This is a genomic window from Streptomyces sp. NPDC001663 (assembly GCF_042893105.1).
Taxonomy (GTDB): domain Bacteria; phylum Actinomycetota; class Actinomycetes; order Streptomycetales; family Streptomycetaceae; genus Streptomyces.
On record NZ_JBIAUR010000025.1, the window covers coordinates 137,162 to 161,292 of the forward strand.

28 protein-coding genes and 2 pseudogenes are annotated in these 24,131 nt (G+C 70.5%); 14 read left to right on the plus strand and 16 right to left on the minus strand.

Going from position 1 to position 24,131, the window contains the following annotated elements; translation table 11 throughout:
* Positions 1-132 precede the first annotated feature (132 nt).
* On the plus strand, positions 133-768 hold the full coding sequence (locus tag ACFY1L_RS50310) for an RraA family protein (RefSeq protein ID WP_388841765.1): 636 nt from the start codon (positions 133-135) through the stop codon (positions 766-768).
* A 74-nt stretch (positions 769-842) separates the two neighbouring features.
* Entirely contained in the window at positions 843-1,832 is a 990-nt protein-coding gene (locus ACFY1L_RS50315; RefSeq protein ID WP_388841768.1) for a D-2-hydroxyacid dehydrogenase, read from the plus strand.
* Between the two features lie 213 nt (positions 1,833-2,045).
* On the opposite strand, the gene ACFY1L_RS50320 is transcribed toward ACFY1L_RS50315, so the two are convergent.
* Together ACFY1L_RS50320 and ACFY1L_RS50325 are read right to left on the minus strand one after the other, a co-directional pair.
* On the minus strand, positions 2,046-2,765 hold the full coding sequence (locus ACFY1L_RS50320; RefSeq protein ID WP_388841771.1) for a hypothetical protein: 720 nt from the start codon (positions 2,763-2,765) through the stop codon (positions 2,046-2,048).
* 28 nt (positions 2,766-2,793) lie between these two features.
* Complete coding sequence (locus tag ACFY1L_RS50325; protein WP_388841774.1) at positions 2,794-2,940, minus strand: hypothetical protein; 147 nt, start codon at positions 2,938-2,940, stop codon at positions 2,794-2,796.
* A 200-nt stretch (positions 2,941-3,140) separates the two neighbouring features.
* Between ACFY1L_RS50325 and ACFY1L_RS50330 the strand changes: the two genes are divergently transcribed.
* The 3 genes from ACFY1L_RS50330 (at position 3,141) to ACFY1L_RS50340 (ending at position 6,864) form a co-directional block, all read left to right on the plus strand.
* Positions 3,141-3,311, plus strand: coding sequence for a hypothetical protein (locus tag ACFY1L_RS50330; protein WP_388841778.1), 171 nt, complete (start codon positions 3,141-3,143; stop codon positions 3,309-3,311).
* An 872-nt stretch (positions 3,312-4,183) separates the two neighbouring features.
* A complete protein-coding gene (locus ACFY1L_RS50335) occupies positions 4,184-5,404 on the plus strand; it encodes a hypothetical protein (RefSeq protein ID WP_388841781.1) in 1,221 nt (406 codons plus the stop codon).
* A complete protein-coding gene (locus ACFY1L_RS50340) occupies positions 5,401-6,864 on the plus strand; it encodes a hypothetical protein (RefSeq protein ID WP_388841784.1) in 1,464 nt (487 codons plus the stop codon). The genes ACFY1L_RS50335 and ACFY1L_RS50340 overlap by 4 nt, the downstream gene beginning before the upstream one ends.
* Before the next feature lie 678 nt (positions 6,865-7,542).
* Here the strand turns inward: ACFY1L_RS50340 and ACFY1L_RS50345 are convergent.
* The 5 genes from ACFY1L_RS50345 to ACFY1L_RS50365 form a co-directional block, all read right to left on the minus strand.
* Positions 7,543-7,947: an NAD(P)H-binding protein gene (locus ACFY1L_RS50345; RefSeq protein ID WP_388841788.1), complete on the minus strand. Its 405-nt coding sequence runs from the start codon at positions 7,945-7,947 to the stop codon at positions 7,543-7,545.
* A gap of 265 nt (positions 7,948-8,212) precedes the next feature.
* Positions 8,213-8,692 carry a MarR family winged helix-turn-helix transcriptional regulator gene (locus ACFY1L_RS50350; protein ID WP_388841790.1) on the minus strand — a complete coding sequence of 160 codons (480 nt, stop codon included), beginning with the start codon at positions 8,690-8,692 and terminating at the stop codon, positions 8,213-8,215.
* 11 nt (positions 8,693-8,703) lie between these two features.
* Positions 8,704-9,765 carry an alkene reductase gene (locus ACFY1L_RS50355; RefSeq protein WP_388841793.1) on the minus strand — a complete coding sequence of 354 codons (1,062 nt, stop codon included), beginning with the start codon at positions 9,763-9,765 and terminating at the stop codon, positions 8,704-8,706.
* 80 nt (positions 9,766-9,845) lie between these two features.
* On the minus strand, positions 9,846-10,751 hold the full coding sequence (locus tag ACFY1L_RS50360) for an NADP-dependent oxidoreductase (protein ID WP_388841795.1): 906 nt from the start codon (positions 10,749-10,751) through the stop codon (positions 9,846-9,848).
* Between the two features lie 441 nt (positions 10,752-11,192).
* Complete coding sequence (locus ACFY1L_RS50365; RefSeq protein ID WP_388841798.1) at positions 11,193-11,873, minus strand: type III effector protein; 681 nt, start codon at positions 11,871-11,873, stop codon at positions 11,193-11,195.
* A gap of 131 nt (positions 11,874-12,004) precedes the next feature.
* Here ACFY1L_RS50365 and ACFY1L_RS50370 point away from each other — a divergent pair, with 131 nt between their 5' ends.
* The 3 genes from ACFY1L_RS50370 (at position 12,005) to ACFY1L_RS50380 (ending at position 13,485) form a co-directional block, all read left to right on the plus strand.
* Positions 12,005-12,439, plus strand: a complete 435-nt coding sequence (locus tag ACFY1L_RS50370; RefSeq protein ID WP_388841801.1) for an Hsp20/alpha crystallin family protein — start codon at positions 12,005-12,007, stop codon at positions 12,437-12,439.
* 90 nt (positions 12,440-12,529) lie between these two features.
* Positions 12,530-12,925, plus strand: coding sequence for a DUF2267 domain-containing protein (locus tag ACFY1L_RS50375; RefSeq protein ID WP_388841804.1), 396 nt, complete (start codon positions 12,530-12,532; stop codon positions 12,923-12,925).
* Between the two features lie 125 nt (positions 12,926-13,050).
* On the plus strand, positions 13,051-13,485 hold the full coding sequence (locus tag ACFY1L_RS50380) for a DUF2267 domain-containing protein (protein ID WP_388841807.1): 435 nt from the start codon (positions 13,051-13,053) through the stop codon (positions 13,483-13,485).
* A 247-nt stretch (positions 13,486-13,732) separates the two neighbouring features.
* On the opposite strand, the gene ACFY1L_RS50385 is transcribed toward ACFY1L_RS50380, so the two are convergent.
* A complete protein-coding gene (locus ACFY1L_RS50385; protein ID WP_388841810.1) occupies positions 13,733-14,329 on the minus strand; it encodes an NADPH-dependent F420 reductase in 597 nt (198 codons plus the stop codon).
* A 40-nt stretch (positions 14,330-14,369) separates the two neighbouring features.
* Complete coding sequence (locus tag ACFY1L_RS50390; protein ID WP_388841813.1) at positions 14,370-15,188, minus strand: 3'(2'),5'-bisphosphate nucleotidase CysQ; 819 nt, start codon at positions 15,186-15,188, stop codon at positions 14,370-14,372.
* Positions 15,189-15,327: 139 nt separating this feature from the next.
* On the opposite strand from ACFY1L_RS50390, the gene ACFY1L_RS50395 reads away from it, so the two are divergent.
* On the plus strand, positions 15,328-16,233 hold the full coding sequence (locus ACFY1L_RS50395; RefSeq protein ID WP_388841816.1) for a LysR family transcriptional regulator: 906 nt from the start codon (positions 15,328-15,330) through the stop codon (positions 16,231-16,233).
* Positions 16,234-16,364: 131 nt separating this feature from the next.
* Here ACFY1L_RS50395 and ACFY1L_RS50400 read toward each other — a convergent pair whose 3' ends face one another.
* The 4 genes from ACFY1L_RS50400 to ACFY1L_RS50415 form a co-directional block, all read right to left on the minus strand.
* Positions 16,365-16,889 (minus strand): hypothetical protein, encoded by a 525-nt coding sequence (locus ACFY1L_RS50400; protein ID WP_388841819.1) that lies wholly within the window; start codon positions 16,887-16,889, stop codon positions 16,365-16,367.
* A gap of 43 nt (positions 16,890-16,932) precedes the next feature.
* Positions 16,933-17,181 (minus strand): hypothetical protein, encoded by a 249-nt coding sequence (locus tag ACFY1L_RS50405; protein ID WP_388841822.1) that lies wholly within the window; start codon positions 17,179-17,181, stop codon positions 16,933-16,935.
* A gap of 389 nt (positions 17,182-17,570) precedes the next feature.
* Positions 17,571-17,720 (minus strand): hypothetical protein, encoded by a 150-nt coding sequence (locus tag ACFY1L_RS50410; RefSeq protein WP_388841825.1) that lies wholly within the window; start codon positions 17,718-17,720, stop codon positions 17,571-17,573.
* 111 nt (positions 17,721-17,831) lie between these two features.
* Positions 17,832-18,560: a TetR/AcrR family transcriptional regulator gene (locus ACFY1L_RS50415; protein WP_388841828.1), complete on the minus strand. Its 729-nt coding sequence runs from the start codon at positions 18,558-18,560 to the stop codon at positions 17,832-17,834.
* A gap of 110 nt (positions 18,561-18,670) precedes the next feature.
* Here ACFY1L_RS50415 and ACFY1L_RS50420 point away from each other — a divergent pair, with 110 nt between their 5' ends.
* Together ACFY1L_RS50420 and ACFY1L_RS50425 are read left to right on the plus strand one after the other, a co-directional pair.
* Complete coding sequence (locus tag ACFY1L_RS50420; protein ID WP_388841831.1) at positions 18,671-19,804, plus strand: FAD-dependent oxidoreductase; 1,134 nt, start codon at positions 18,671-18,673, stop codon at positions 19,802-19,804.
* An 83-nt stretch (positions 19,805-19,887) separates the two neighbouring features.
* Positions 19,888-20,031: pseudogene (locus ACFY1L_RS50425) on the plus strand (cytochrome P450); the annotation flags it as partial.
* 357 nt (positions 20,032-20,388) lie between these two features.
* Here ACFY1L_RS50425 and ACFY1L_RS50430 read toward each other — a convergent pair.
* The 3 genes and pseudogenes from ACFY1L_RS50430 to ACFY1L_RS50440 all read right to left on the minus strand — a co-directional run.
* Positions 20,389-20,700, minus strand: a pseudogene (locus tag ACFY1L_RS50430) (NAD(P)/FAD-dependent oxidoreductase); the annotation flags it as partial.
* A 5-nt stretch (positions 20,701-20,705) separates the two neighbouring features.
* Positions 20,706-21,125: an arsenate reductase ArsC gene (locus ACFY1L_RS50435; RefSeq protein WP_388841834.1), complete on the minus strand. Its 420-nt coding sequence runs from the start codon at positions 21,123-21,125 to the stop codon at positions 20,706-20,708.
* Positions 21,126-21,173: 48 nt separating this feature from the next.
* Positions 21,174-21,809 (minus strand): low molecular weight phosphatase family protein, encoded by a 636-nt coding sequence (locus ACFY1L_RS50440; RefSeq protein WP_388841836.1) that lies wholly within the window; start codon positions 21,807-21,809, stop codon positions 21,174-21,176.
* A gap of 104 nt (positions 21,810-21,913) precedes the next feature.
* Between ACFY1L_RS50440 and ACFY1L_RS50445 the strand changes: the two genes are divergently transcribed.
* From ACFY1L_RS50445 to ACFY1L_RS50455, 3 genes are read left to right on the plus strand one after another with little or no spacing between them, the layout of a single operon-like run.
* On the plus strand, positions 21,914-22,228 hold the full coding sequence (locus tag ACFY1L_RS50445) for an ArsR/SmtB family transcription factor (RefSeq protein WP_388841839.1): 315 nt from the start codon (positions 21,914-21,916) through the stop codon (positions 22,226-22,228).
* A 38-nt stretch (positions 22,229-22,266) separates the two neighbouring features.
* Positions 22,267-23,061 carry an aquaporin gene (locus ACFY1L_RS50450; RefSeq protein ID WP_388841842.1) on the plus strand — a complete coding sequence of 265 codons (795 nt, stop codon included), beginning with the start codon at positions 22,267-22,269 and terminating at the stop codon, positions 23,059-23,061.
* Entirely contained in the window at positions 23,058-24,125 is a 1,068-nt protein-coding gene (locus ACFY1L_RS50455; RefSeq protein WP_388841844.1) for an ArsO family NAD(P)H-dependent flavin-containing monooxygenase, read from the plus strand. Before ACFY1L_RS50450 ends, ACFY1L_RS50455 begins: the two co-directional genes overlap by 4 nt.
* Positions 24,126-24,131: the final 6 nt, after the last annotated feature.

Consider the following 24,131-nt stretch of genomic DNA (forward strand, 5'->3'; position numbering starts at 1 on the left):
TGCGATTCCGCCATGTTTCCGTGGTTGTTGCAGCTGATCCGGTGGCCGCCGCCCCTTGCTTGGTGGTGTGGAGGGATGCACACTGGCTCATCGAAACGCGAAGTCTTTCGCATTTATGGGAAGGGGATCTTGATGACCCAGGACAACGTGCGGGTTCACGCGGGGTGGGAGCGTGTCGACCGGCAGGTGCTCGACCAGTTCCGCGAGCACTCGGTGGCCAACCTCGGTGACGCCCTCGACCGGCTGAATATCGTCGACGGGGGCATCGCGCCCGTCTGGAACGGGGCCCGGGCCGTCGGCACCGCGCTCCCGGTGCTCACGGTCGCGGGCGACAACAAGGCGGTGATCGCCGCACTGGAACACATCCGCCCCGGGGACATCCTCGTCATCAACGCCTTCGGCTTCGAAGGACGCGCCATCATCGGCGACAACCTCGCCCAGCGGTTCGACGTGTTCGGTGCCGTCGGCGCGGTCGTCGACGGCTATGTGCGCGACGGCGCGATCATCGAGCAGCTCGGGGTCCCGGTCTTCGCGCGGGGGCTGACTCCCGCCGGCCCGTTCAAGAACGGGCCGGGCACGATCGGTGAGTCCGTCGCCATCGGCGGGGTGGTCGTCAATCCCGGGGACATCGTTGTCGCTGACGCCGACGGTGTGATCGTGATTCCCCCGCATCGCGCCGAGGAGGCGCTCGTGGCGGTCAAGGAGATCGTCGCCCGCGAGGCGGACCTTGATGCCGAGGTCGAGACACTCCGGAGGAAGGCCGCCTGATGGCAGCGGAACGGGTCACGGATCGACTCCGAGTCGCGGTCGCCGCGTCGTTGTCCGAAGAGAACTGCGCGCGCATGACCGAGTTGGAGCCCCGGATCGACCTCGTCGTCGACCATGCACTTCTTCCGCCGATGCGCTGGCCCGCCGATTTCGCGGGTGATCCAGCCTGGCGGCGTACGCAGGGACAGCAGCGAGCGTACGAGGCGCTTCTCGACTCCGCCGACGTTCTGTACGGCATCCCCGACGTGGATCCGTCCGCCCTGGCGCGCACAGTCCGGGCCAACAAGCGGCTGCGCTGGGTGCACACCATGGCGGCCGGCGGCGGCAGCCAGGTCAAGGCGGCGGGACTCAGCACCGAAGAACTCGACCGGGTCGCCTTCACCACCTCGGCCGGTGTGCACGGACAGCCGCTCGCCGAGTTCGCCGTCTTCGGCGTCCTCGCGGGAGCCAAGGACCTGCTCCGCCTCGGCCGTCAGCAGCGCGCCCACGAGTGGAGCGACCGCTGGACGATGAAGCAGGTGAGCGAGCAGACCGTACTCGTACTCGGCCTCGGCGGGATCGGCCGGGTCGTCGCCGCGAAACTGCACGCGCTGGGCGCGCGGGTCATCGGTACGAGCAGGAAGGACGCCACCGCCCCCGGAGTGTCCCAGGTGGTGCATCCCGACCGTCTCATCGAGACGGCACCGTCCGTGGACGCGGTCGTCAACACGCTCCCCGGCACCGTGGCGACCGAGCATCTGCTCGACAAACGGTTCTTCGACGCCCTCCGGCCCGGCGCGACGCTCGTCAACGTCGGACGAGGGAACGTCGTCGACGAAGCCGCCCTGATCGGCGCTCTCAACAGCGGACAGGTGGGCTTCGCGACGCTGGACGTGTTCGAGACGGAACCACTGCCCGCCGCCAGCCCGCTCTGGGACCACGACCACGTGCTGATCAGCCCCCACACCGCCGCACTCAACGCCGCGGAGGACCGACTCATCGCCGAACTCTTCACCGCCAACGCCACCCGGTTTCTCGACGGGCATGACCTGCTCAACCGTGTGAACACCGTCGAGTTCTACTGATCTGCGACGGCTGTCCACCTGGCTGGCGGACATCAGTAGCGGGCAGGCCACATCGATGGAACGCAAAACGCTGTCATAGCGCGCCCAACTCCCGCAGCGCACTTGCCCATTCGGCCGTAGCGCGCGTCTGGGACCCTTCGTTCGTCTCACGACCGGCTGCCTGGCTCCGGGATGAGCACCCGAGTGCGCGCAGCCATTGCGCTGCCCGCCTGCCTAGTAGTGCTCTCCGCGGCGCGGATGCACGTCGACCCCGATGCCGGGGACCCACAGTTCGCCGTCGTCGCCGGCGCTGATGTCCCAGGCGCTCACTTCGTCCGGGCATGTGGTGCCGCGGGCCCGCAGATCGGTGATGACCACTCGCGCGAGTGCGGCAGCTGCCGTCGGGTCCGTCTCGGGCAGCTTGGTGCGCCACCATCGGTGCTCGTCCACGCTCTGCCAGCCCAGAGCGCGCATCTCCGCGGCACGCGCGGGCGTTTGCTCGTGGTCTCGGTCGTCGATGGCGAGGTGGAACTCGGCGTTCGTGTCCGTCGGGTTGAAGGACACGATCATGGTGCGTTCCCAGTCCCGTGACGCCCGGAGCTTGAAGCCCGCCCAGTCGCCGGGGGCTTGTACGGGCATGTGCTCCGCCCAGGAGGTGAGCATCCCGGCCAGTCGCTCCTCGGCCGACGTCCAGTCGTCCGCCGGCGCGTGTCCGTTGAAGGTCCAGCCGTGGTCGTGGCCGGGGCCGTGGCGGTCGAGCTGCCATGTGTAGGGCAGGTGGCCCGAGTCGAAACTCCAGAACTCGTCCCGGGCGAACGCCGTCGCCTCGTGCACGGACAGCGTCGCCTCGTTGTGGGAGCCGGACAGGAGCAGGGTCCGTGTGTGGTTGCTCCACCGGACGCTGGGCCCGTGTGTGGTGCCGCCCAGCAGTGTGGGCCGGCCGATGCGCGCCACGATGGCCTCGTAGACCGGCCGCAGGGTCTCACGGCTCGACCAGGCCGCTTGCGTCCTCGTGCGTCAGGATGGTGAACGGCCGGTCCAACTCGGTGTCGTCGTGAGTGAGAAGGCTTTCTGCGAGATCCGCCGCGTCCTGGCGGACCGTCCCCGTGGTGTGTGTGATGACGATCATCCTGGCAGCAGCGCTGGCATTGCTGTCGGCAATCACCTACAGCCATCAGCAGGCCGCCTCCACGCAGTTGCGTCCATTGCGAGTGACTGCGCAAGCCGGGCCTGCGCACTGGTCGCGTTGTCGGTGCTGCTGCGCAGCCAGGCGTCGAGGAACAGTGCGCGTAGCCGGCCGGGTCGGCGGCGGCCGTCGCGGTGCGCACGGTGGTGGGTTTGGCGGGGGCGGCCGCCACGGTGGTCGGCCCGGACAGCACCGCGGCAGCCAGGGCGGCGGGGCCGGCCGCGATCGCGGTGAGCGGCGTCAGCCGCCAGAGGCGGACGCGCCGGCGCATCCTCTCCAGCCGGGCGCCCGCCACCATCGGGGCGCCGGCCTGACCGTGCGGGGCCGGCTTGTCAGGGAACATGATGCAACTCCCCGGTCAGGACGTGGACTTGCTGACCTTGAGGAAACCTGGTGCCCCCGACCACGAGAGCCCGACCACGGTCACGAACTGGACACAAAGGCCGTGGTGGGGGTCATGGTTGGCCCAACCATGGCCCCCACCATGCCCCAGGCCGGGACGCCGGGGTCGGTATCTGTCAGGACGGCGGCAGGGGACAGGGGAACGTCGGGCCGAATCTGTGGGCGGCGCGCCGCGGCCCCACACAAGGGGCGGGCCGGCTGCGTCTTCCGGGCGTCATTCGATCATTGCGCAGCCCCGCGCTTGGCTGTGCGGCCCGGCTGCGCAGGGCCCGCCCCTACCTCGGTGCGCAGCTTGCTGCGCACTGTGCGCCGCACCCACGCGCAGCCGCGATTGCGCAGGCCTCCCAGGCCCGTGCCTGATGCCCCTCGCCCGCCAACGCTCACCGCTCCGTGCGCTGATGCCGACTGCCCTCGCTGCCTCGGCAAAGCTCATCCCTTGATCCACAAGTTGGAAGTATGTCTCCCGTTCCAGGAGTGGGGGCTTGTTCCCCTGAGGCTTCCGGCGCCCGTGAGCCTCGATGTCCATTGCCACCTCTGAGCCGAGGTGTCGCAACGACCACTGGAACCCAGACCATGACCCCGACCGTGGCAGCGAGAGGGCCGCGTTGCCGGATCGTGACTGGTGGTCGGTGCTGGTGGCCGTCGGTCTGGTCGGGGTCGGCGGATGGGCTGGCGGTATGGAACGTGTGTGCGCCTCCGTATCTGTGCCCCTCGGCGGCCCCTCTTCGGTGGGCACGGTGGGCTGCCGTGGCGACCGCAGGCGGCTTGGGTTCCAGGCGGAGCGATGAGTGGCTTCGGATCCGGCATCCGCCGCGGGGTAATGGCGGCCGACCGGTTCACGCAGATCGCCAACGGTTTGTTCCGCGACGACCGAATCTCCTACCGGGCGAAGGGACTGTTCGGCTGCCTCAGCACGCACCGGGACGGCTGGCAGGTCACCGTCGCCGATCTGGCCCGGCATGGCGGCGAGCGCGTCGACGCGGTGAGCAGCGGCCTGCAGGAACTGGAGCACCACGGCTTCCTGCTGCGCGAGCGCGACCGCAACCCCGACGGCACGCTCGGGCAGACCCGGTACGTCATCACCGACCTGCCCGCCCTGCACAACCCCAGCTCACCACCAGAGTCGGGTTGTCCAGGATGGGCTGAGCCAGCGTTGGCTGATCCCGGCACTAAGAACACCATCGTTAAGAAGACCAACCAGCAGAAGACCAGCCCCCTCCGTCCGTGCGAGCCCGGCGACGCCGCGCCCGCGAACGCACGGACGGCCCCCTCGCGCGCGACAACGTCGCCGAAGCCGCCGCCGGCCGACGAGCTGCACGACGGCATCCGGCTGCTGCTTCAGATCGGGGCGGCCCGTCCCGAACTGCTGCTGACCGGGCCGGCGCTGACCGATCAGGGCCGCGTGGCGAACGTGATGATGGACTCCGGCTGGAGCCGCGCGCAGCTGCGCCACGTCATCACCGGCCGGCCCCTGCCCCATCCGGTACGCATCTCGGTCGGCGCGATCATCGCCGCCCGGCTCCGCGCCGCCCAGGCCTACCCGCCGCGCGCCACCGCCACCGCCGCCTGTCGTACCGCGGCCGAGCCGGACGAGTTGTTCGCGGCGGCGACTGCGCAGCGGTCACCGGCCACGGCGGCCTCCCGCACCGTGAGCGAAGCCCTCACCTGGGCTCCGCGCAGCCCAGGCCTACCCGCCGCCTGCCGCCTGTCGTACCGCGGCCGAGCCGGACGAGTTGTTCGCGGCGGCGACTGCGCAGCGGTCACCGACCACGGCGGCCGCCCGCACCGTGAGCGAAGCCCTCACCTACTGGGCCCTTACCGAGTGCGCCGGCTGTGGCGTGCCCGCCACTGCCCCCGGCGAAGACCTCTGCCCGGCCTGCCTCGGCTGGCCGCTGTGCCGTACCTGCCCCGGCCCGACGCGCAGGCGAGCCCACCCCGACAGCGACGGCCGCTGCACGACGTGCGCCTCAGCCTGATCGACCAACCGGAGGGAAACAGCCCGTGACCGACACCCACCGCACCCCATCGCCGACTGCGGCCGCGCACCACGAGCGCCCCTTCACCGGCCGCCCGGGTCGGTGGGAAAAGGAACGCGTCCGCGCCCTGCGCACCGCCCACGTCCCAGGCCGCACCTGCACGGCCGCCTTCGAACCCGTGCTGGTGTATGAGCGGGCCCGGTGGGGCTGGCTCGGCTGGACCGTTCCCGGCGACGGCAGCCCGCCCGAGATCCCCCACCAGATAGGGGTGCTCACCCCGGCCGCGACCCGCACGCAGCGCCTCGCCCTGTACTGGCTGACTAGGCGCCCCGCCCGGCACCTCGCCCTGGCCACCGTCCCCAAATCCCTGCGCTGCTCCACCGCGTGCGTCGCCCTCATCAGCCTGCTTACCGCACTGTTCGCTGCCCGGCATGGCATCCCCGTTGACGTCGTGCTCCCGGCAGTGTTCCTCCCCCCGCTGCTCGCCGAGCACCTGCCCGACCGGCTGGATGCCCGGGCCCGCGAGCACGTCCGCATGGTCGAAGGGGACGGGCCCTGCCGCTACCTGCGGCGCCTTGCCGCCCTGCAGACCTACCTCGTGCAGGCTGCCACCGGCGGCCGTGACTGCCACGAGGTGCGCCACCCGGCCCGGATCGGCCAGCACGTGCTGTGGGACGCGGCTGGCCTCCTTAAGACCCCAGACGCCCGCACGACCGTCTGGCCCGAACTCATCGCCCGTGAACGGCTGATGCTCCAGCTCGCTCACCAGGTCGCGCAGATCGTCGAGCGTTCTGCCTCCGAGGACGGTGCACCTGACACGGACCAGAGGCGCGCCTCCTGGCAGCCGACGTGCTCGTACCCGCAGGACGTCCGCCCGACGTCCCGGTCGCCGCACCTAAGCCCCAGCCCGGCACTGCTGAAGGGAACCCTGCCCATGCTCCCGTCCGAATCCAGCCCTGTTGTCCGCACCCCGGACGTCTACCTGCTCTTCGCTCACGAGCCGTATTACCCCGGCCCCGGAACCCAGGAGATCAACACCACCGTCGTTGTTGCCGGCTCCCTGCTCCACCCGCGGGTGCGCCAGCCCGACGGCACCCGGATCCACGACCTTCTCACCCGAGGACGCAGGCAGGGCGAGATCATCCCGCTGGCCACCCTCTCCCACGAACTGGGCGGCGGCGCCGACTGGCCGAGGGTCGGCGACTGGGAGCGCGTTACCACCGGCCTGCTCCACCTTGTCCGCTGCGGAGACTGCGATGCCCTCAGCCTCGGCCTGCCCGAGATCGCGCGTGCCCTGGTCTGCACCGGCCCCGGCAGCCACGTACGGGCCTACGACGCCGCAGCCGACGACTTCATCGACTACGGGCCCACCGACCGCGCCGCGGTCTTGACCGAGGTCGACACGTTTCTCACCAGCCTCGTGGCCGAACAGAAGCTGTGGCCCGGGGACGGCCTGCTGTCCCCGATCAACCCCGGGGATGCCAGGTGATGTTCGGCGACGAGGCCGACGAAGTCTGGGCGGAGCTGTGTCGGCTGCTGGCCGTGCGCCAGCACCGGAGGCGCGGTGGTCGTCACCGTCTTTGCCGTCGCTGCAGTCGGCGATCATTATCTGGCCCGCAACAAACGCACCGCCGGCACCGGACACGGCACCATGACACCCGGCCCCCGCGAACGAACAAGGCAGGCTGGCGCCACCCGGCTCAAGACGCCCCGGCGCCGCCCGCCCGCCGCTGCCTCGGTAGGCGCCAGGTGGCACCTGGCCTGACGCGCCGGCCCAGCTGCGCGGGTGTCGTACGTGAGCTCGTCTTGCGCCGGGTTTCCGCCGCGGGCCGGGGTGTTTGCACGCGGAGCGGGGCTGGTGCCTCTTTAGGGGTATGGCAGATCTCGATGGGGTGTCTCCCGTGGCGGAGGATGACGGCCAGGGCGGTGGCGGTACGCCGGCGCCCGCACCGGCGGTGGGACCGTTGTACTTTCAGTCTGCGGCGGCAGGGCTGACCGCTGTGTATACGTCGACGCATTCGCTGGCGGCTACCGCAATCGCGGGTGTGGTGGCGGTAGTTGTGGGCTGGCGCCTTCAGGCCGGCGGAGTCCACGCGGCCCTCGAGGCGGCCGACGAGAGCTGACAGCCACCAGCTGCTCGCCCTGTAGGCGAAACAGTGCGGTCTCGTCAGCCGGTTGAGAGCGTCGGCTGCGGTCGGGGTGTCCCGCGACTGCTGGAGCCGCCGGGCTGCACGAAACCGCCGGGTAGCTGCTGGCCAGCGCGGGCCATAACCCCGACCGGCTGCACCCCCGCGTGCTTCAGCCCGACGGCGCCCGCACGTGGGACCGCCTCACTCGCGGCCGCCGGCCCGGGGGCGCCGTTCATGGCGGCCACGAGCGAGTCGACGTTGAGCATGTCGCCGCGGGCGCTCTGAACGCCCCGGCTTTCGAGCCGGCTGGCGTCGCTGGCCGGCCTCACCAGGGCGCGGACGTTCTTGCCGCGCTTGAGTAGTTCGTCGACGACCTTGCTCCCCAGGGAGCCGGTCGCCCCGACGACGAGGACCGGGAGGATGGTTGAGTCGGTGGCGGGCATGGGAGTCTCACGTTCCATCGGGCCGGTGGGCGGTGGCTGCAGACATGGGCGCCCGCGTGCCGGGGGCTGATGGAGGCGGGCCGTGGGGCGGATCCGCAGTGCGCCTCGCCGCCACTAGCCGCGTCCGAAGGCAGCCGCGACGGGGTGGGTGATATGGCCGACCTGAAGGTGGTCGCGCCGCATGCGGGACGGTGTGCATCCCAGTCCGCGTGCCCCTTCTCACGTGTGGTGGGGCGTACGCGGACATGGGGTGCACACCGGGGAGTCACGCCGACTCTTCTTCCGGCAGGGCGCGGCTGCTGATCGCCTCGGTGATGGCGTACGCAGTCTCGACGAAGGACTGCGCCTGCTGCTCCGACAGATTCCGGGCGGAGGTCTCCTCCAGGGCCTGCCACAGCGCCGCGATGGGCTCGCGCATCGCCCGGCCCTTGTCGGTGAGGTGGACCACCATGACGCGCCGGTCATGTGCGGCCGGCTCGCGGATGACCAGGCCGGCGTCCTGCATGCGGCGTAGCGCCTTGGAGATGGTGGAGTGGTCCACGCCGAGGCATTCGAGCAGCTCGGACTGGGACTGGCCGTCCCGGTCGAGAAGGTGCATCAGCAGCAGTTCCTGTCCGGGGTGCAGGTCCATCTCGCGCAGCAGGGTGGCGGCGTAGGCGCGGTGGGTGCGGGCGAGTTGGAAGATCGCGTAGCTCATCGGTCCTGCGCCGGCCGTCGTGGGGATGTGGGGTTCGGGGGTGGGCATGGTTCGGTTCCTCAGACGGTGTGGGTGGGGTAGTCGGTGTAGCCGGCCACTCCGCCGCCGTAAAAAGTCGCCGGGTCGGGGGTGTTCAGCGGCGCGCCGGCGCGGAGGCGCTCGACCAGGTCCGGGTTGGCGAGCGCGAGGGCGCCGACGGAGACGAGGTCGGCCGTGCCGTTGTCGATGTCCTTGGCGCGGGCGGGCAGGTCGGTGCCGCCCCGGTTGAGGATCAGCGTGGTCGGCCACAGCGCGCGCAGAGTGCCCAGCAGCTCCTCGTCGCCCGCGTGGAGGACGTGGAGGTAGGCCAGGTCCAGGGGGCGCAGAGCGTCGAGAAGCGCCGGATACAGCTCGGCGGTGTCGGACTCGGCGATGTCGTTGTAAGGGTTCGCGGGGGAGATACGGATACCGGTGCGTTCGGCGCCGATCTCGTCGGCCACTGCGGCGGCGACCTCGACGGCGAAGCGGATGCGGCCCTCGATCGAGCCGCCGTAGCCATCGGTGCGCTGGTTGGTGTTGTCGGACAGGAACTGGTGCACCAGGTAGCCGTTGGCGCCGTGGATCTCCACGCCGTCGGCGCCTGCCGCGACGGCGGCCGCTGCGGCGCGGCGGAAGTCCTCGACGGTCGCCGCGACCTCCTGCGTCGACAGAGCACGGGGCGTCGGCATCTCCTGGGGCCCGGACGCGGTGAACATCACGCCTGCTGGCCGGATCGCCGAAGGGGCGACCGGCCGGCGGCCGTGGGGGGTGTTGTCGGGGTGGGCGATGCGTCCGGTGTGCATCAGCTGGATGACGATCCGGCCGTCGGCCGCGTGCACGGCGTCGGTGACCTTGCGCCACCCGGCGATCTGCTCGTCGCTGTGGATGCCGGGGGTCAGGAGGTAGCCCTGGCCGTCGGCGGAGGGCTGGGTTCCCTCGGTGATGACGAGCGCGTGCGAGGCCCGCTGGGCGTAGTACTCGGCGTTCAGCTCGGTCGGTACGCCTTCAGGCGTGGAGCGGTCACGGGTCATGGGGGCCATGACCAGGCGGTGCGGGAGAGACATGCCGCCGAGAGTGGTCGGCGTCCACAGGGAATCCAGCATGGGGGTCCTTCGATAGGCGGTGACCGGTCGGTCACCGAAAGGGCAGCGGGTGGTGGTGGGGAGGCGGTGGGCGGGTGTGTTCAGTCGATGGTCAGGACGAGCTTGCCCCGCACGTGCCCGGCGTCGCTGACCTGCTGGGCCGTGGCTGCCTGGTCGAGCGGGTAGGCGGTGACGGTGGTGACGAGCTTTCCGGCCGCGGCGTCCTGGGCCAGGGCGGCCAAGCGGGCGGTCGAGCGTTTCTGGGACCCCTGGGAGAAGGTGATGCCCAGTTGCCGTGCACCGAAGTCGGCGATGGTGACGATGCGCTCGGTGCCGTCCCGCAGGGTGATGGAGTCCTCCAGGGCGCCCTTCCCGGCCAGGTCGAACACCGCGTCCACGCCGTCGGGGGCCAGCGCCTGCACCCGCTCGACCAGGCCCTCGCCGTACACGGTCGCGGTGGCGCCGAGCGAGGTGAGGTAGTCCTGGTTGGAGGGGCCTGCGGTGGCAATCACGCGTGCTCCGCGGGCCGTGGCCAGTTGGACCGCCAGGGTGCCGACCGCTCCGGACGCGCCGTGCATCAGCACGGTCTCCCCGGCGGCGACCCCCAGCAGGTTCAGGACCCGCTCGGCCGTCTCGCCGGCCACCGGCAGCGCGACCGCGTGCTGCCAGTCGAGGCCGGCGGGCTTGGCGGCCACGGTGGTGGCCAGCGCGTACTGGGCGTACGCGCCGGTGTCCGACCAGCCCAGCACCTCATCGCCGACCTGCACGTCGCTCACGCCCTCACCCAGGGCGTCCACCACGCCGGCGAGCTCGCCACCGGGCACGGCGGGGAAGGTCGTCGGGCGGACGGCCTCCAGCATCCCGGCGCGGATCTTGCCGTCCAGCGCGTTCAGCCCGGCCGCCTTCACGCGGACCCGGACCTGGCCGGGGCCGGGCTGCGGGACCTCGATGTCCGCCTCGTGCAGCACGTCCGGGCCGCCGAACTGGTCGAAAACGATTGCTTTCATGATGACTCCATTCTCATCGGCCACCAAAAGCGTGGCTGGCCACATAATCAAGGTAACACCAATCATGTGGCTAGCCAAGTAATGCCGGACGTAAGAGCAAAGGCCCGCCTACCTGATCGTTTTCGATGCCCTCCAGACCGGAGGGACCGAACTCCTCACCTGGTCATACCGGCGAACGGTGCGCGATCTGCGAGGACCTCTTCATCCGAGACATGCTCGGTGTCCCGTTCATCCCGCGTCCCTCCACCACGGACCGCGCCACCGCGCAGGACTGGCTGGACCGGTCCTGGGGTGCGGTGGGCATTGCAGACCTTGGGTCAATACGTGGGCCCAACGGCCCTGGCCGTCACTGGCGGGAGGAGACGTGAGGAAGTGCCGGGGCCCGTCAGGATGCGTGCGGCACTTTCGCTGTGCGTGTTCGGTGCTGGTCGGAGTCGGGGGTCAGGCTCGGTTTCGGCGCTGGTTTCCGCTTTGCAGGCGGAGTTGGTCGGTGTGGCGGGTGAGGTCGTCGACCCGTGCGGCGAGGTCGGGGTGGCCAGATGCCAGGAACGGGTGCGTGTCCGTCAGGGGGGCGACGAGGGCGGCCGGGTCGTTGTCGGCAAGGGCGGCGGTGAGTTCGGCGAGGGGGGTGCGGGCGGCGGGGGGCAGGTCCGGGAGTGCGGTGATCTGGCCGGCGAGCTGGCGCAGGGTAGCGGCGTTGGAGCGGGCCCAGGCGGTGACGGTGCGGTCGGCGGCGCGGCGGTCGCGGGTGGCCGTCACCCGCTGCTCGCCCGTGGATCCCGGCGTTCCGGGGCGCACGCGCAGGTAGCGGCGTTCGGCGGCCTGACGGCTGGACACGCCGAGGGGGTGGGCGAGGTCGGCCCAGCTGGCACCCGCCTCCCGCGCGGCCTCGATCAGGCCCGGTTCCCACTCGGCGAGTTGCTCGCGGGCCTCGCGCAGCAGCAGCAGCGCGGCGAGTGCCTGCTCGGAGCTGTTCTCGTCGGGCCCCGAGCGGGTGCCGTCCGGCGCGGCCTGGGCGGTGTGCAGCGCTTCGTGGATCGTGTTGAGCGCCGCCGCGGCGGCGAGGAAGGACGCCGGCGTGAGGCCGCGGGCGCGGGGGGCGGGCTGGTCGTCCCTGGTCATCGGGCCTCCACAAATGCTGTCGTCGTTTCGTTGACTGCGAGCTTGTCATCGTTTGGATGACATGTTACAACGATGGCAGGTGAACGCATTGGCAGCACAGTGCCTGACTTGAACGCTGGAGGTGTTTGACGATGTTGATGCGTACCGACCCTTTCCGTGAGCTTGACCGGCTCACTCAGCAGCTGCTCGGCACGACCGGGACCTGGTCGCGGCCGTCGCCGATGCCGATGGACGCCTACCGTGAGGGCGAGGAGTACGTGATCGCCCTCGACCTGCCCGGTGTGGCCGCGGACGCGATCGACATCGACGTCGAGCGGAACATGCTGACCGTCAAGGCCGAGCGGCGGCCCGTCACCAAGGCGGACGACGTGCAGATGGAACTGTCCGAGCGGCCCCTGGGGGTCTTCTCCCGCCAGGTCGTGCTGGCCGACACCCTGGACACCGAGCACATCAAGGCGGACTACGACGCGGGCGTGCTGACCCTGCGGATCCCGATCGCCGAGCGCGCCAAGCCCCGCAAGATCTCCATCGGTGGTGGCTCCGCGCGCAAGGAGATCAGCGGCTGAGCCCGCCCGGCCGCACCGGAGGACGGGGAGCCGACCTCCCCCGCGGCCGCCCCGTCCTCCGTCCCAGCCGCACACAGCACGGGAGCAGCGATGGTGATGCGATGGGAAGCGTTCCTTGAGCAGGTCAAGGAACGCGGCGACTACGAAACCACCCAGGAAGCCGAGCGGGCGGCCCGCACGGTGCTGGCGCTGCTGGGCGCGCACCTGGTGGGCGAGGTGCGGGCGGACCTGGCCGCCCGTCTGCCGGAGGACCTGGCGCTCGTCCTGCTCAATCCGCTCCAGGCGCGCGAGCCGCTCTCTCCCGAGCGGTTCGTACGGGCCACCGCGGCATGGATCGACGGAGCCACCGAACAGACCGCCGCCTGGGACGTGAGCGCGGTGCTCAGCGTGGCCGCAGACGCGGCAGGCGAGGAGCTCACCGGCCGCATCCTGCTCCAGCTCCCGGCGGGCTACGACCTGCTGTTCGGCCATCCCCAGCCCGTCTGACCGCCGTCCGGCCCACAGGCGGCCACACCCCGTTTCCCGGACCCCGGGCGGCACCGGTGGCCGGCGCAAGACTCCCGCCACCGGTGCCGCGACCACCGCACACGAGAAAGGCAACCGCGTCAGCGATGAATCACCAGCAGCAGCCGTTCCGGTCCACCGCGGGCATGACGTTCGACCAGATGCTGGAACAGGTGCGCTACGAAGGCGCCTATGCCACCCGCGCGCAGGCCGAGGAGGCCGTGCGCGCCGTGCTGGCGGCCTTCGGGCGCCAGGTCACCGGCGAGGAGCGGGTAGAGCTCGCCGCCCGGCTGCCGTACGAGGCCGCCGTCACCTTCACCTCCCAGGTCCCCGCCACCGAACCCCTCACCGGCTGGGGCTTCGTCAAGGACCTGGCGGCCCGCATCGGCGGCAGCCCGGCCACCACCCGCTGGGACACCGGCACCGTCTTCCGCGTCGTGGCCCAGCTCGCCGGCGAGACACTCCTCTCCCGCATCCTCGCCCAACTTCCCTCCGGCTACGCCCTGCTGTTCGGCCGCGCCGAACTCACCCAGGCGGCCTGACCTGCAAGACGGCGCAGACTCCGGCTGAGGCGCCCTCCTCATGGAGCAGACGGATGTGAGGGCGGACGGACGGCGGACGTTTCCTGGCGGGGGCGGGATTCGTTGCCCAGGTCATGGAATCGGAGGAGAACGCCGGCCCGGCCGCGCTGCTCGGTGCCTACTGGCTCATGGACGATTCTCCGGTGCGATTCCGCCCGTCGTGCCCACGCGCCGGCTCCGGCTACCTCCAGCCGGCGCAGCTCGACAGTCAGCGGGCGATTGAGATCGCGAAGGGTGTGAATCCGGTGGACCGGATGACGTGCGGGACGAAGAGGATCGCGGCCTCTGTGGCGCGGGCGGTCTGGATCCCGCCGAGGTCGGTGATCCATTCTTTTTGCCAGCCGAGGTCGGTGAGCAGTTCGCGGACGGTCTGCTTGGCCTGCGGGTCCTCGCCGGAGAGGAAGGCGGTCGGGGCCTGGGTGAGTGTGGCTGGCGCGGTCATCACCGGGAAGAGCATGGTGTTGAGTGTCTTGACGACGCGCGTTTCGGGGAGCGCTTCCTGGAGTTGTTCGGCCAGGCTCGAGCCGGGGTAGATCAGATCGGCGGGCAGTCCGTCCGGTCCGTCGGTGGTGGCGTTGGAGACGTCGACGAGGGTCTTGTCCCGGAGTTCTTCGCGCAGAGCGGCGAGCCGGTCCAGCGAGCCGGCACCCGGGGTGGCGTTGATGACGATCCGGGCAGTCCGGGCGGCGTCGGCGGCGGCGCCCGGCGTGCGGTCCGCCACGGTCACTTCGTGTCCTGCCCGGGCGAGGGCTGTGGCCAGGTTGCCGCCGACGCGGCCGTTTCCGAGAACTGCGATCGTGGTCATGGGATCTGGTCCTTCCGTGCGTGCGGGTTGTGGTGCGCGGTCAGCGCGAGAGCGTGGCGACGGCCTCGGCGTGGACGCCGGGCGCGGCGGCCAGGAAGCTCTGGCTCTGTGGGGTCCAGGGGCGGCCCTCGGCATCGGAGATCCGTCCGCCGGCCTCGGTGACGAGCAGCGCTCCGGGAAGCAGGTCCGCGCGGGCGCCGGCGAACTGCCAGAAGGCGTCGATCCGGCCGGCGGCCACGTTCAGCAGGTGCAGGGTCGCGGGCACGGCGGCGCGGACGACGAGTGCGTCGAAGAGCATCGCGGTGATCGAGGAGCCGACGCGCCGCACGACCTTTTCGTCCTCGTCCGGCCGGGCCTGGCTGGTGGCCACGATGCTCAGGCCGAGGTCCGAAGTGGGGGAGACGTGCAGCGGCCGACCGTCGAGGTGGGCGCCCGCGCCGGTGAGCGCGGTGTAGGTCTCGCCGGTCAACGGCAGGTGGACCGCGGTGAGCACCGGCTGGTTCTCACGCACGAGGGTGGCGGTCACCGCCCACTCCGGCAGGGCGTGCAGGTGGTTGACGTTGCCTTCGGCCGGATCCACGACCCACCATTCGCCGGGCGGCAGCGCCCCGCCGTCCAGTTCGTCCTCCACCCAGCCGGCGTCCGGGCGCAGGCGCGTGAGGCGGGGGCGCAGGATATCGAGGGCCGTGTCGTCATTGGCGGCGAGCGCGCGCATCAGCTCTTCGCGGGTCTGGTAGCGGACCACCTCGCCGAAGCGCTCGCGCAGCGCCGAACCCGCCTCACGCACGGCGTTCGCGGTCTGGGCGAGCAGGTCGGCGTCGGAGGCGGCGACTGCGCTGGTCTGAGGCGTTTCGGACATGGCGGTATTCCCGTCTGAGGAGGGGTGCTGAGGCCGGTCGAGGGCCGAACTGCGCGTTACTTCTTGCGCTTTCGCCTCAACGGTATGCAGCCCCGTAATTAACTTCAAATGCATGTCAGGCACGCCTAGGATTACTCGCATGCAATTGGATTTGAACTTGCTCGCCGCGCTCGACGCGCTGCTGGAGGAGGGGAGTGTGGCCGGGGCGGCGGCGCGCCTGCATGTCACCGCCCCCGCGATGAGCCGGAGTCTGGGCCGGATTCGGCGCACGACCGGGGATCAGATCCTGGTGCGCACCGGCCGCACGATGACCCCGACGCCGTATGCGATCGCCGTCCGGGAACAGGTGCATGAGCTGCTGCACCAGGTCCAGGGGGTGCTGGCACCGAGCCGTGAACTCGATCTGGCAACGTTGGAGCGCACTTTCACACTCCGCTGGCACGATTCCCTGGTCGCCTTGAGCGGTCCCGCGCTGCTCGCGGCCGTGCGCGGACAGGCGCCGGGCGTGCGACTGCGCTTCGTCGCGGAATCGAGCATCGACACCCCCGAGTTGCGGCGCGGCGAGGTCGACCTGGAGGCGAACGCCAGCCGCCCGGGCGCACCGGACATCCGTGCCGAGAACGTGGGCGAGACCCGCCTCGTCATCGTCGTGAGGCAGGGGCATCCCCTCACCCGCGTCAGGACCGTCACCGCAAAGCAGTACGCCGCCGCTGAGCACGTCACCGTCTCGCGACGTGGAAACCTCAGCAATGCCCTCGACGAGGCCCTCGCGCGGCTCGGCCTCACCCGCCGCGTGGTGGCGACCGCGCCCACGGAAGCGGCCGCGCTGGAGTTCGCGCGCGGCTCCGATCTCCTGATCAGCGTCCCCGAAGCCACCACGCGGTCAGCGGTCGCCGACCTCGGCCTGGTCGTGCTTCCCCTCCCGCTCGAACTGCCGTCGGCACCGATATATCTGTCGTGGCATCAGCGCTACGACACCGACCACGCCCACGCCTGGCTGCGCGGGCTGGCGCGAACCGCGCTGGCCATGTGCGCAGCGTCGTAGTCGGCGCCGTCCGGCCGCTTCACCCATACGTCCACGGTCCACACGACCACCACGGCGATCTGCTTGAAGGCCAGCAGCGGCTTGTCCGTGCGGGTGCTGGCCGTGGAGGCGGCCAGACCGACGCCTGCGGCTCACAATCGCGGATCGCCGGTCAGTGGATCCGTGGGTTCGGAGGTAACACAAGGATGCTGAGTGAGCCGAAGAGCCTCGGCCAGAACGTCGGCGTCGACCTGTGCCGGCGTCCTTTCGCCGTATTCGAGGATGTCGTACTCGTCGTCCAGGTTGGCGAGTCGTTCGGCCAAGGGCAGCTCGTGCCCGAAACGCTGGTGGATCCGGAAGACCAGCTCGCGTGGCGTCAGCTCGCCGGCCAGCATCCGGGCGGCAAGTGCTCGTGCGGCGGCTTCCTGTCCGGCAACGCTGTCCACTGGGTAGAAGGTGACGCCCAGTTCGTCGAGTGCTGGGGGAAGGAGATCGGGGACGTCGTAATCCGCCTCCGCGCGTGTGCACGCGGCCAGCATCCGCAGGGCGGGACTGTCGAGGCCGGCGACGAGCGCATTACAGGCACCCGTGACGACATCGGTTGCCCGGATCTCACCCATGCTCCAGAGGGCGGCATGGTCCTGTAGGGCGAGTGCTGCTGCTTCGGTCGACGTCACTCGCCCATGATTCCGTTCATGGTGCGTCGCGGTCGAGCCGGTTTCATCGAAGTCGCTGTTCAGCGGCCTGTTCCAGCAGGGCTCGTGCTGAGTCCGCGGAGCGCATCGCGGTCTTCTCGTCGAGCCCAAACACCTCGGCGAGGTGGAGCGGGTCGGGCGCCGCCGCCTTCGCCCTCGTCGCCCAGCAGCGCTTGCAGACGCCGACGACCACGGACGATGTCGCGACGGACGCGGCGTCGCAGGACCTGGCGGACCGTATCGCCCACTTCGCCGGCGCCGGACTCCTGGACACGGACAACCCACGCCTGGCCGCCGACCACTTCAGCGCCCTGACCGTCCTGCTGGCCTACGAACGGCAACTGATCCTCCGCCACCGCCGACCCGGAAAAGGTCCGCCAGACCATGGACGACGGAGCCAACGCGTTCATCCGCGCGTACGCCGCCTGCTAGGAACGGGCTCCGTACCCGCGTGAGGACGGAGTCGGGAACGCGCTGGGCGGGACGCCGCTTCTGGATGTCTCCGCACCGGGTCTGTTCTCGTATGGCTGCGGCGAGGCGGCGTGCGTCTTGATCGTGACGGGCGACTCCGCGATTCCCGGCTCCATACCCGGGTCAATGCCGCCGCCCCCAAGACGACGCGGTCACCGGGCCCCGCTCGCTCGTTTGACCCAGATAGGTGAGTCAGCGCCGCGTATCGCCGGGCGCGAGGAGTCTGGTCAGCTCCGAGATCGCCTCGGGAGTGGGCTTGAGGTAGCGGATCGACTTCCCCCGGGGCTGGTCGCCGAGCTGGCCCAAAAGCAGATACGACGAGGCGTCCGCCGATGGGTGCAAGCCCTGGCGGGTCGTTTCGGGGAACCGCGTTGCGTCGGGGGTTCGGCCCGCGGAGGCCGGCGTCGGGGTGTGGAGTTCCCCGACGAACCCTCGGTTGACGCTGCCGGACCGTCAGGGTCGGACCGGGAGGTTGGCCTCCCAGCCGTCGAGGAGTCGCTCGAGTCCGAGTTCGAACCCGCGCTCGGCGCGGTCGGGCGCGTGGGGAAGCTCGGCGTCACGAATGACCCGGGCGAGGAGTGGATGGCGCCCGCTCTTGACCACTTTGTCGAGGTAGGGGGCATGGGCGTCCATCCATTGCTGGATGCCGACTCCGGAGCGTCGGACGGCTTCCTGTTGGGCGAGCTCGCCGATGGCGTAGCCGCGGACGAAGGCCTGCAGCGTGTCGACGACGGTGATCATGACGTCGATATCGAAGCCGAGGGGATCGAGGGCGGCGAGTGTGTGTTCGATGGCATCGAGGGAGTTCGGTCCAAGCGATGGGCGCCCTGCTGCGAGGGAGGTCATCCAGGGATGCCGGTGGAAGGCGGCCCGGGAACGATGGGCCAGGCCTCGCAGGTCGCTGCGCCAGTCGCCGGTGGGGGCAGGCGGGCCGCCGTCTTCGGCCGCTACGGCGTCGAGCATGAGGTCGAGCAGGTCGTCTTTGGACGCCAGGTAGCGGTAGAGCGAGGCTGTGCCCGTTCCCAGCTCCTTGGCGACGCGCCGCATGGACAGCGCCTCGATGCCCTCGGCGTCGGCGATCGCGATAGCAGCGCTGGTGATCTCCGCCCGCGTGCGTGACGGCGCGGGGCCTTTCGCGGCCCGCTCCGGCCGGTTCCAGATCACCGTGTGAGCGTCGTCCATCGGTTTTCCTCCTCGTTACTGCGCTCACTGTTCGCAGTAATGTTATCGTGGCGCCGGTACTGCGAACACTGTATCCGAGTGGAGCGTGTCCAGCCGAAAGGGAAACCACCATGACCACTCCCGTCACGATCGTCGGCGCCGGACTCGGCGGCCTGACCCTCGCACGGGTCCTGAACCTGCACGGCATCCCCGCGACCATCTACGAAGCCGAGATATCGGCGGACGCCCGCACGCAGGGCGGTCAGCTCGACATCCACGAGTACAACGGGCAGCTCGCCCTCGAAGCGGCCGGCCTCACCGACGAGTTCCGCGCGATCGTCCACGAAGGCGGCGAGGCCCTGCGCGTGCTCGACCAGCACGGCGCGGTACTGCTCGACCAGCCCGACGACGGCACGGGCGGTCGCCCTGAGGTGCTCCGCGGAGACCTGCGTCGGATACTGATCAACTCGCTGCCCGACGAGATGATCCAGTGGGGACACAAGGTCACCAGTGTCCGCCCCCTAGGAGACGGCAGGCACGAGCTGACCTTCGCCGACGGGCCAACCGTGACGACCGGCCTCCTCGTCGGCGCGGACGGCGCCTGGTCGAGGATCCGGCCGCTGCTCTCCGACGCGAAGCCCGAGTACGTCGGCACGTCGTTCATCGAGACCTACCTGTATGACGCCGACCAGCGCCACCCCGCAGCGGCCAAGGCCGCCGGCGACGGTTCCCTGTTCGCCGTCACAGCCGGCAAGGGGATCCTTGGCCACCGAGAGGCCGACGCCGTTCTTCACACCTATGTCGCGCTCAACAAGCCGCAGGACTGGATCACCGCCACCCTCGCCAGCCCCGAAACGGCGGCGGCCCGGGTCGCGGCAGAATTCACCGGATGGGCGCCTGAACTCACCGCACTCATCACTGACGGGGAAACCGCCCTCGCCCCGCGCCCGATCAACGCCCTGCCGATCGGCCACCGCTGGGACCGCGTCCCCGGAGTGACGCTGCTGGGCGACGCCGCCCACCTCATGTCACCGTTTGCCGGGGAGGGCGCCAACCTCGCCATGTTCGACGGCGCCGAACTCGGCAAAGCCATCGCCGCACATCCCGACGACATCGAAGCCGCCCTTGCGGAGTACGAGCAGGCCCTTTTCCCCCGCAGTTCCCAGTTCGCCGCCGAATCCGACAAGAATCACCAGCTCATCTTCGGAGACAACGCCCCCGCCAGCCTGCTCGACCTGCTCATCGGCCAGGAGTCGACCGAGTGAGTGAGATCGCCGGAGGGGAGAGGGAGTTAACGAGCCGACGTCAGTAGTCTGCTTACGCCGGGCGACGCGCGTCGGTGAGGTAGGCCGCCGGTCCGCCCGCCGATCTGGTTTTCGCGTTCGCGTTACCGGTGCCTTCACTGGTGATCTGCGAGTTGCTCGGGGTGCCGTTCGCCGACCGGGCCGAGTTCGGTGCGCGCAGCAACCGACGACGTGGTGGCCCAGTTGCTCGCGCAGGCCCGGAACGCATACTCCCAGTGATCCCCATGCTGCCGCACCGCTGGAAGGGCTCCAACGTCCTCGGCGCCGCCGGACGGATAACACGGTCCCTTCGGGCCCCCGGTCCGACCCGGCGGAGTCCGAAGAAGGGAACGCTGCCCCGGGCCCAGCAAGCCCGAACCCCTGCGGAGTAGCGGAACCCCAGCAAGATCAATATCAGCGCCTGTTGCGGCGAGAGCAGTACGCCTAATGGGACCCGAAGGTCGGTACTAAGCCCCGTTCTTGGGCGATGGCCTCGCCGTCCTTCGGGGCGCGGAGCGAGCCTTTGAGTATGCCCGGACCTTCGAGTCCTATTGACAAGACGAAGCGGTGCCCGCGGTGTCGGTGACCGTCTTGATGTCCCCGGTCAGGTCGACCTCGACGATGTCGTCGTCGACCATCTCGGCGCCGAAGCGTTCAGCCTGGGCCCGCATGTTCTCCATGAGAACCGGGCCGTCGATGCCCTCGGGGAAGCCGGGGAAGTTCTCGACCTCGGTGGTCGTCGTCAGAGCGCCGCCGACGAAGATCGCGCCGCCGAAGACGAGCGGCTTGAGTTCGGCGCGGGCGGTGTAGAAGGCGGCGGTGTATCCGGCTGGGCCGGAGCCGATGACGATGACCTCGCATATGCCGGTATCGGTCACAGGGGTCACGCCTCCTGCTTGGCGTCGATCTCGGCGATCAGGGCCTCGATGCGGGTCTTGATCTCGTCGCGGATCGGGCGGACGGCCTCGACGCCCTTGCCCGCCGGGTCTTCGAGGGCCCAGTCGAGGTACTTCTTGCCGGGGAAGATCGGGCAGGCGTCGCCGCAGCCCATGGTGATGACGTAGTCCGATGCCTGGACGGCCTCAGTGGTGAGGATCTTCGGCTTGGCGTCGGCGATGTCGACGCCGACCTCCTTCATGGCCTCGACCGCAGCGGGGTTGACTTGGTCGCCCGGGATGGAGCCGGCGGAGCGGACCTCGATCCGGTCGCCTGCGAGGTGGTTGAGGAATCCGGCGGCCATCTGCGACCGGCCGGCGTTGTGGACGCAGACGAACAGCACGGAGGCGAGCGGGCTGGAGGACATCGGTTCTTCCTTCGTAAGTGGATCAAGGTGCTTGTGCGGCAGTCGAGTTCAGGTGCTCGGCAGGGAGGCGAGCAGTCGGGTGATGGGGGCGTCGATCTCGTCGCGGATGCCGCGGACGACGGCGAGCGGGGCGCCCTCGGGGTCGGTGACCGGCCAGTCCAGGTAACGGCGGCCCGGGAGTACGGGGCAGGCGTCCCCGCAGCCCATGGTGATGACGATGTCGGCGGCCTGCACCACCTCGTCGGTCAGCGGCTTGGGGAACGCGTCCATAGGGTCCACGCCGGTCTCCGTCAGCACCTGCGCAACCACCGGCTCGACCTCCCCGGCAGGATGCGTGCCCGCGGACGAGACGACCACGTGTCCGCCCGCACGGTGCGCGAGGAGGGTGGCGGCCATCTGGGATCGGCCGGCGTTGTGGCTGCACACGAACAGCACGCACGGCAGGCGGCTGCCCGGCGCCCCCTCGATGTGCGCGAGTGCGTCCAGGCGCTCGGTGGCCAGGTGTTCGGCCAGCACGACCAGGTGGGTGCGGACGCGGGCGTGCTCGGCGAGGCGCTCGTAGGAGTCGATGACCAGGCGCTGAATGGTCTCGGCGGAGAAGCGCCCGCGGTAGCGCAGGGCCAGGCGGGCGGTGCCGGACGCGAGGCGCTCGTCGGGCAGGACAGGGGGCGGGGGTGCGGTCATGGGATCCCCCTTCGAGGCACGGGTCCCCACGGGCTGCAGGGATGCGGGTCCCAAGTATCACCCCAGGCTGGTATCAGCCCGGAGTGATGTGACAGTATCAGCCCATGCTGAAGTCAGTCGACACTGATCTGATGCGGGTTCTCGCGGACCCGCTCCGGCTCCAGATCGTCACCCTGCTCGCCAAGGAGACGCTCTGCAGCACGCACCTGATCGAGGAGACCGGGGCCAGACAGACCAACCTCTCCAACCATCTGAAGGTGCTGCGCGAGGCCGGGGTCGTGGAGACCGAACCCTGCGGCCGGTTCACCTACTACCGGCTCAAGCCCGACGTCATCGCCACCCTCGCGGGCCAGTTCGCCGACCTGGCAGAGACCGCGCGCGCCACCGCCGAGAACAACATCAAGCGGTCCTGCCCCTGATCCCCGCCCCCTGCGGCGACCTGCACCGAGGAGTCCTGTTGACCGCCACCGAGGCCACCGAGCACGACAGAGCCGAGGAAACCGCCATAGCCCCCGCAGCGAGCGGTACCGCGCGGCAGCCCGCCCCGGGCGCCACCCCGCCCCAGGCACCCCCGCTGCTCGCCAAGGCCGCCGCCGAACTGACCGGCACCGCCGCCCTGGTCGCGGTTGTCGTGGGCTCCGGCATCCAGGCCACCGAACTGACCAAGGACGTCGGCCTGCAACTACTGGCCAACTCCACAGCCACCGTCTTCGGCCTCGGCGTCCTGATCCTTTTGCTCGGCCCGGTCTCCGGCGCGCACTTCAACCCCGCCGTCACCCTCGCCGAGTGGTGGAGTGCCCGCCGCGGCGGCGCGGGTGTCTCCCTCCGTGAGGCGGCCGTCTACGTCCCCGCCCAGATCGTGGGCGCGATCGCGGGCGCGATCCTGGCGGATGCGATGTTCGGCGAGCCGCTCGTGAAGTGGTCCACCCATGACCGGTCCGCCGGCCATCTGCTGCTCGGCGAGGTGGTCGCGACGGCCGGTCTCATCCTGCTGATCTTCGGCCTGGCCCGCACCGACCGCCTGCGGTTTGCCCCCGTCGCGGTCGCCTCGTACATCGGTGCCGCCTACTGGTTCACCTCGTCGACGTCGTTCGCCAATCCGGCGGTGACGATCGGCCGTGCCTTCACCGACACCTTCGCAGGTATCGCGCCCGGGTCGGTTCTGGGCTTCATCGGCATGCAGCTCGTCGGCGCGGTGATCGGGCTGGCCCTGGTCGCGCTCGTCTTCGTGCCTGGGCGATCGGCCGAATGAGCCACAGCACGCAGGTGGTGGTGATCGGCGGCGGCCAGGCCGGGCTCGCTGCGGGCTACCACCTGCGCCGGCTCGGCGTGGACTTCGTCATCCTCGATGCCCAGACCACGCCGGGCGGAGCCTGGCAGCACGCCTGGGACTCGCTGCACCTGTTCTCCCCGGCCGCGTACTCCTCGCTGCCCGGACGCCTCATGCCGTCACAGGCCGGCGAGACCTACCCGGACGCCCAGCACGTGGTGGAGTACCTCGCCGACTACGAGAAGCGCTACGAGCTTCCCGTCGAACGGTCCGTACGCGTTCTCGGCGTCCACCGGGACGGCGAGCTCCTGCGCGTGGAGACGGACTCCGGCACCTGGCATGCCCGGGCGGCGATCAGCGCGACCGGCACCTGGTGGCGGCCCTTCCTGCCCTCCGTCCCGGGCCACGCGGACTTCAACGGACGCCAGCTGCACACGGTGGAGTACGGCAGTCCTGCAGACTTCGCAGGTCAGCGAGTCCTGGTCGTGGGCGGCGGCAACTCCGGCGCGCAGATCGCCGCCGACCTCGCCTACGACACCCGACTGACCTGGGTCACCCAGCGCCCGCCTCGCTTCCTGGCCGATGACATCGACGGCCGAGCCCTGTTCGACGTGGCCACCGCCCGCCGCCGCGCCCTCGACGAAGGGCGTACGGATACCGGCGGCGTCGCCTCGCTCGGCGACATCGTCGCCGTCCCGCCCGTCCGCGAGGCCCGCGACAGCGGAATGCTCAAGACGAGCCCGATGTTCACCCGCCTTGTCCCCGGCGGCGTCGAGTGGGCGGACGGCACCCGCGCCGAGGCCGACGCGATCATCTGGTGTACCGGGTTCCGGCCCGCCCTGGCCCATCTCGCCCCGCTCCAACTCCGCGGCCGGTGCGGCCACATCGCCACCGCCGGCACCCGCGCGGTCGGCGAGCCGCGCCTGCATCTGCTCGGCTACGGCGACTGGACCGGGCCTGCCTCCGCCACCCTCATCGGAGTCGGACGCCCCGCCCGCGACGCCGCCCGCGAGATCAGCGCGCTTGTTTCAACCGGGACGCAATAGCTGCGG

What these genes read in the sequence shown, in the direction of transcription:
- ACFY1L_RS50310 (WP_388841765.1), top strand. Translation starts at nt 133, where the DNA reads ATGACCCAGGACAACGTGCGGGTTCACGCGGGGTGGGAGCGTGTCGAC.
- ACFY1L_RS50315 (WP_388841768.1), top strand. Translation starts at nt 843, where the DNA reads ATGACCGAGTTGGAGCCCCGGATCGACCTCGTCGTCGACCATGCACTT.
- ACFY1L_RS50325 (WP_388841774.1), bottom strand. Translation starts at nt 2,940, where the DNA reads ATGATCGTCATCACACACACCACGGGGACGGTCCGCCAGGACGCGGCG.
- ACFY1L_RS50335 (WP_388841781.1), top strand. Translation starts at nt 4,184, where the DNA reads ATGAGTGGCTTCGGATCCGGCATCCGCCGCGGGGTAATGGCGGCCGAC.
- ACFY1L_RS50345 (WP_388841788.1), bottom strand. Translation starts at nt 7,947, where the DNA reads ATGCCCGCCACCGACTCAACCATCCTCCCGGTCCTCGTCGTCGGGGCG.
- ACFY1L_RS50350 (WP_388841790.1), bottom strand. Translation starts at nt 8,692, where the DNA reads ATGCCCACCCCCGAACCCCACATCCCCACGACGGCCGGCGCAGGACCG.
- ACFY1L_RS50355 (WP_388841793.1), bottom strand. Translation starts at nt 9,765, where the DNA reads ATGCTGGATTCCCTGTGGACGCCGACCACTCTCGGCGGCATGTCTCTC.
- ACFY1L_RS50360 (WP_388841795.1), bottom strand. Translation starts at nt 10,751, where the DNA reads ATGAAAGCAATCGTTTTCGACCAGTTCGGCGGCCCGGACGTGCTGCAC.
- ACFY1L_RS50365 (WP_388841798.1), bottom strand. Translation starts at nt 11,873, where the DNA reads ATGACCAGGGACGACCAGCCCGCCCCCCGCGCCCGCGGCCTCACGCCG.
- ACFY1L_RS50370 (WP_388841801.1), top strand. Translation starts at nt 12,005, where the DNA reads ATGTTGATGCGTACCGACCCTTTCCGTGAGCTTGACCGGCTCACTCAG.
- ACFY1L_RS50375 (WP_388841804.1), top strand. Translation starts at nt 12,530, where the DNA reads ATGGTGATGCGATGGGAAGCGTTCCTTGAGCAGGTCAAGGAACGCGGC.
- ACFY1L_RS50380 (WP_388841807.1), top strand. Translation starts at nt 13,051, where the DNA reads ATGAATCACCAGCAGCAGCCGTTCCGGTCCACCGCGGGCATGACGTTC.
- ACFY1L_RS50385 (WP_388841810.1), bottom strand. Translation starts at nt 14,329, where the DNA reads ATGACCACGATCGCAGTTCTCGGAAACGGCCGCGTCGGCGGCAACCTG.
- ACFY1L_RS50390 (WP_388841813.1), bottom strand. Translation starts at nt 15,188, where the DNA reads ATGTCCGAAACGCCTCAGACCAGCGCAGTCGCCGCCTCCGACGCCGAC.
- ACFY1L_RS50395 (WP_388841816.1), top strand. Translation starts at nt 15,328, where the DNA reads ATGCAATTGGATTTGAACTTGCTCGCCGCGCTCGACGCGCTGCTGGAG.
- ACFY1L_RS50415 (WP_388841828.1), bottom strand. Translation starts at nt 18,560, where the DNA reads ATGGACGACGCTCACACGGTGATCTGGAACCGGCCGGAGCGGGCCGCG.
- ACFY1L_RS50420 (WP_388841831.1), top strand. Translation starts at nt 18,671, where the DNA reads ATGACCACTCCCGTCACGATCGTCGGCGCCGGACTCGGCGGCCTGACC.
- ACFY1L_RS50435 (WP_388841834.1), bottom strand. Translation starts at nt 21,125, where the DNA reads ATGTCCTCCAGCCCGCTCGCCTCCGTGCTGTTCGTCTGCGTCCACAAC.
- ACFY1L_RS50440 (WP_388841836.1), bottom strand. Translation starts at nt 21,809, where the DNA reads ATGACCGCACCCCCGCCCCCTGTCCTGCCCGACGAGCGCCTCGCGTCC.
- ACFY1L_RS50445 (WP_388841839.1), top strand. Translation starts at nt 21,914, where the DNA reads ATGCTGAAGTCAGTCGACACTGATCTGATGCGGGTTCTCGCGGACCCG.
- ACFY1L_RS50455 (WP_388841844.1), top strand. Translation starts at nt 23,058, where the DNA reads ATGAGCCACAGCACGCAGGTGGTGGTGATCGGCGGCGGCCAGGCCGGG.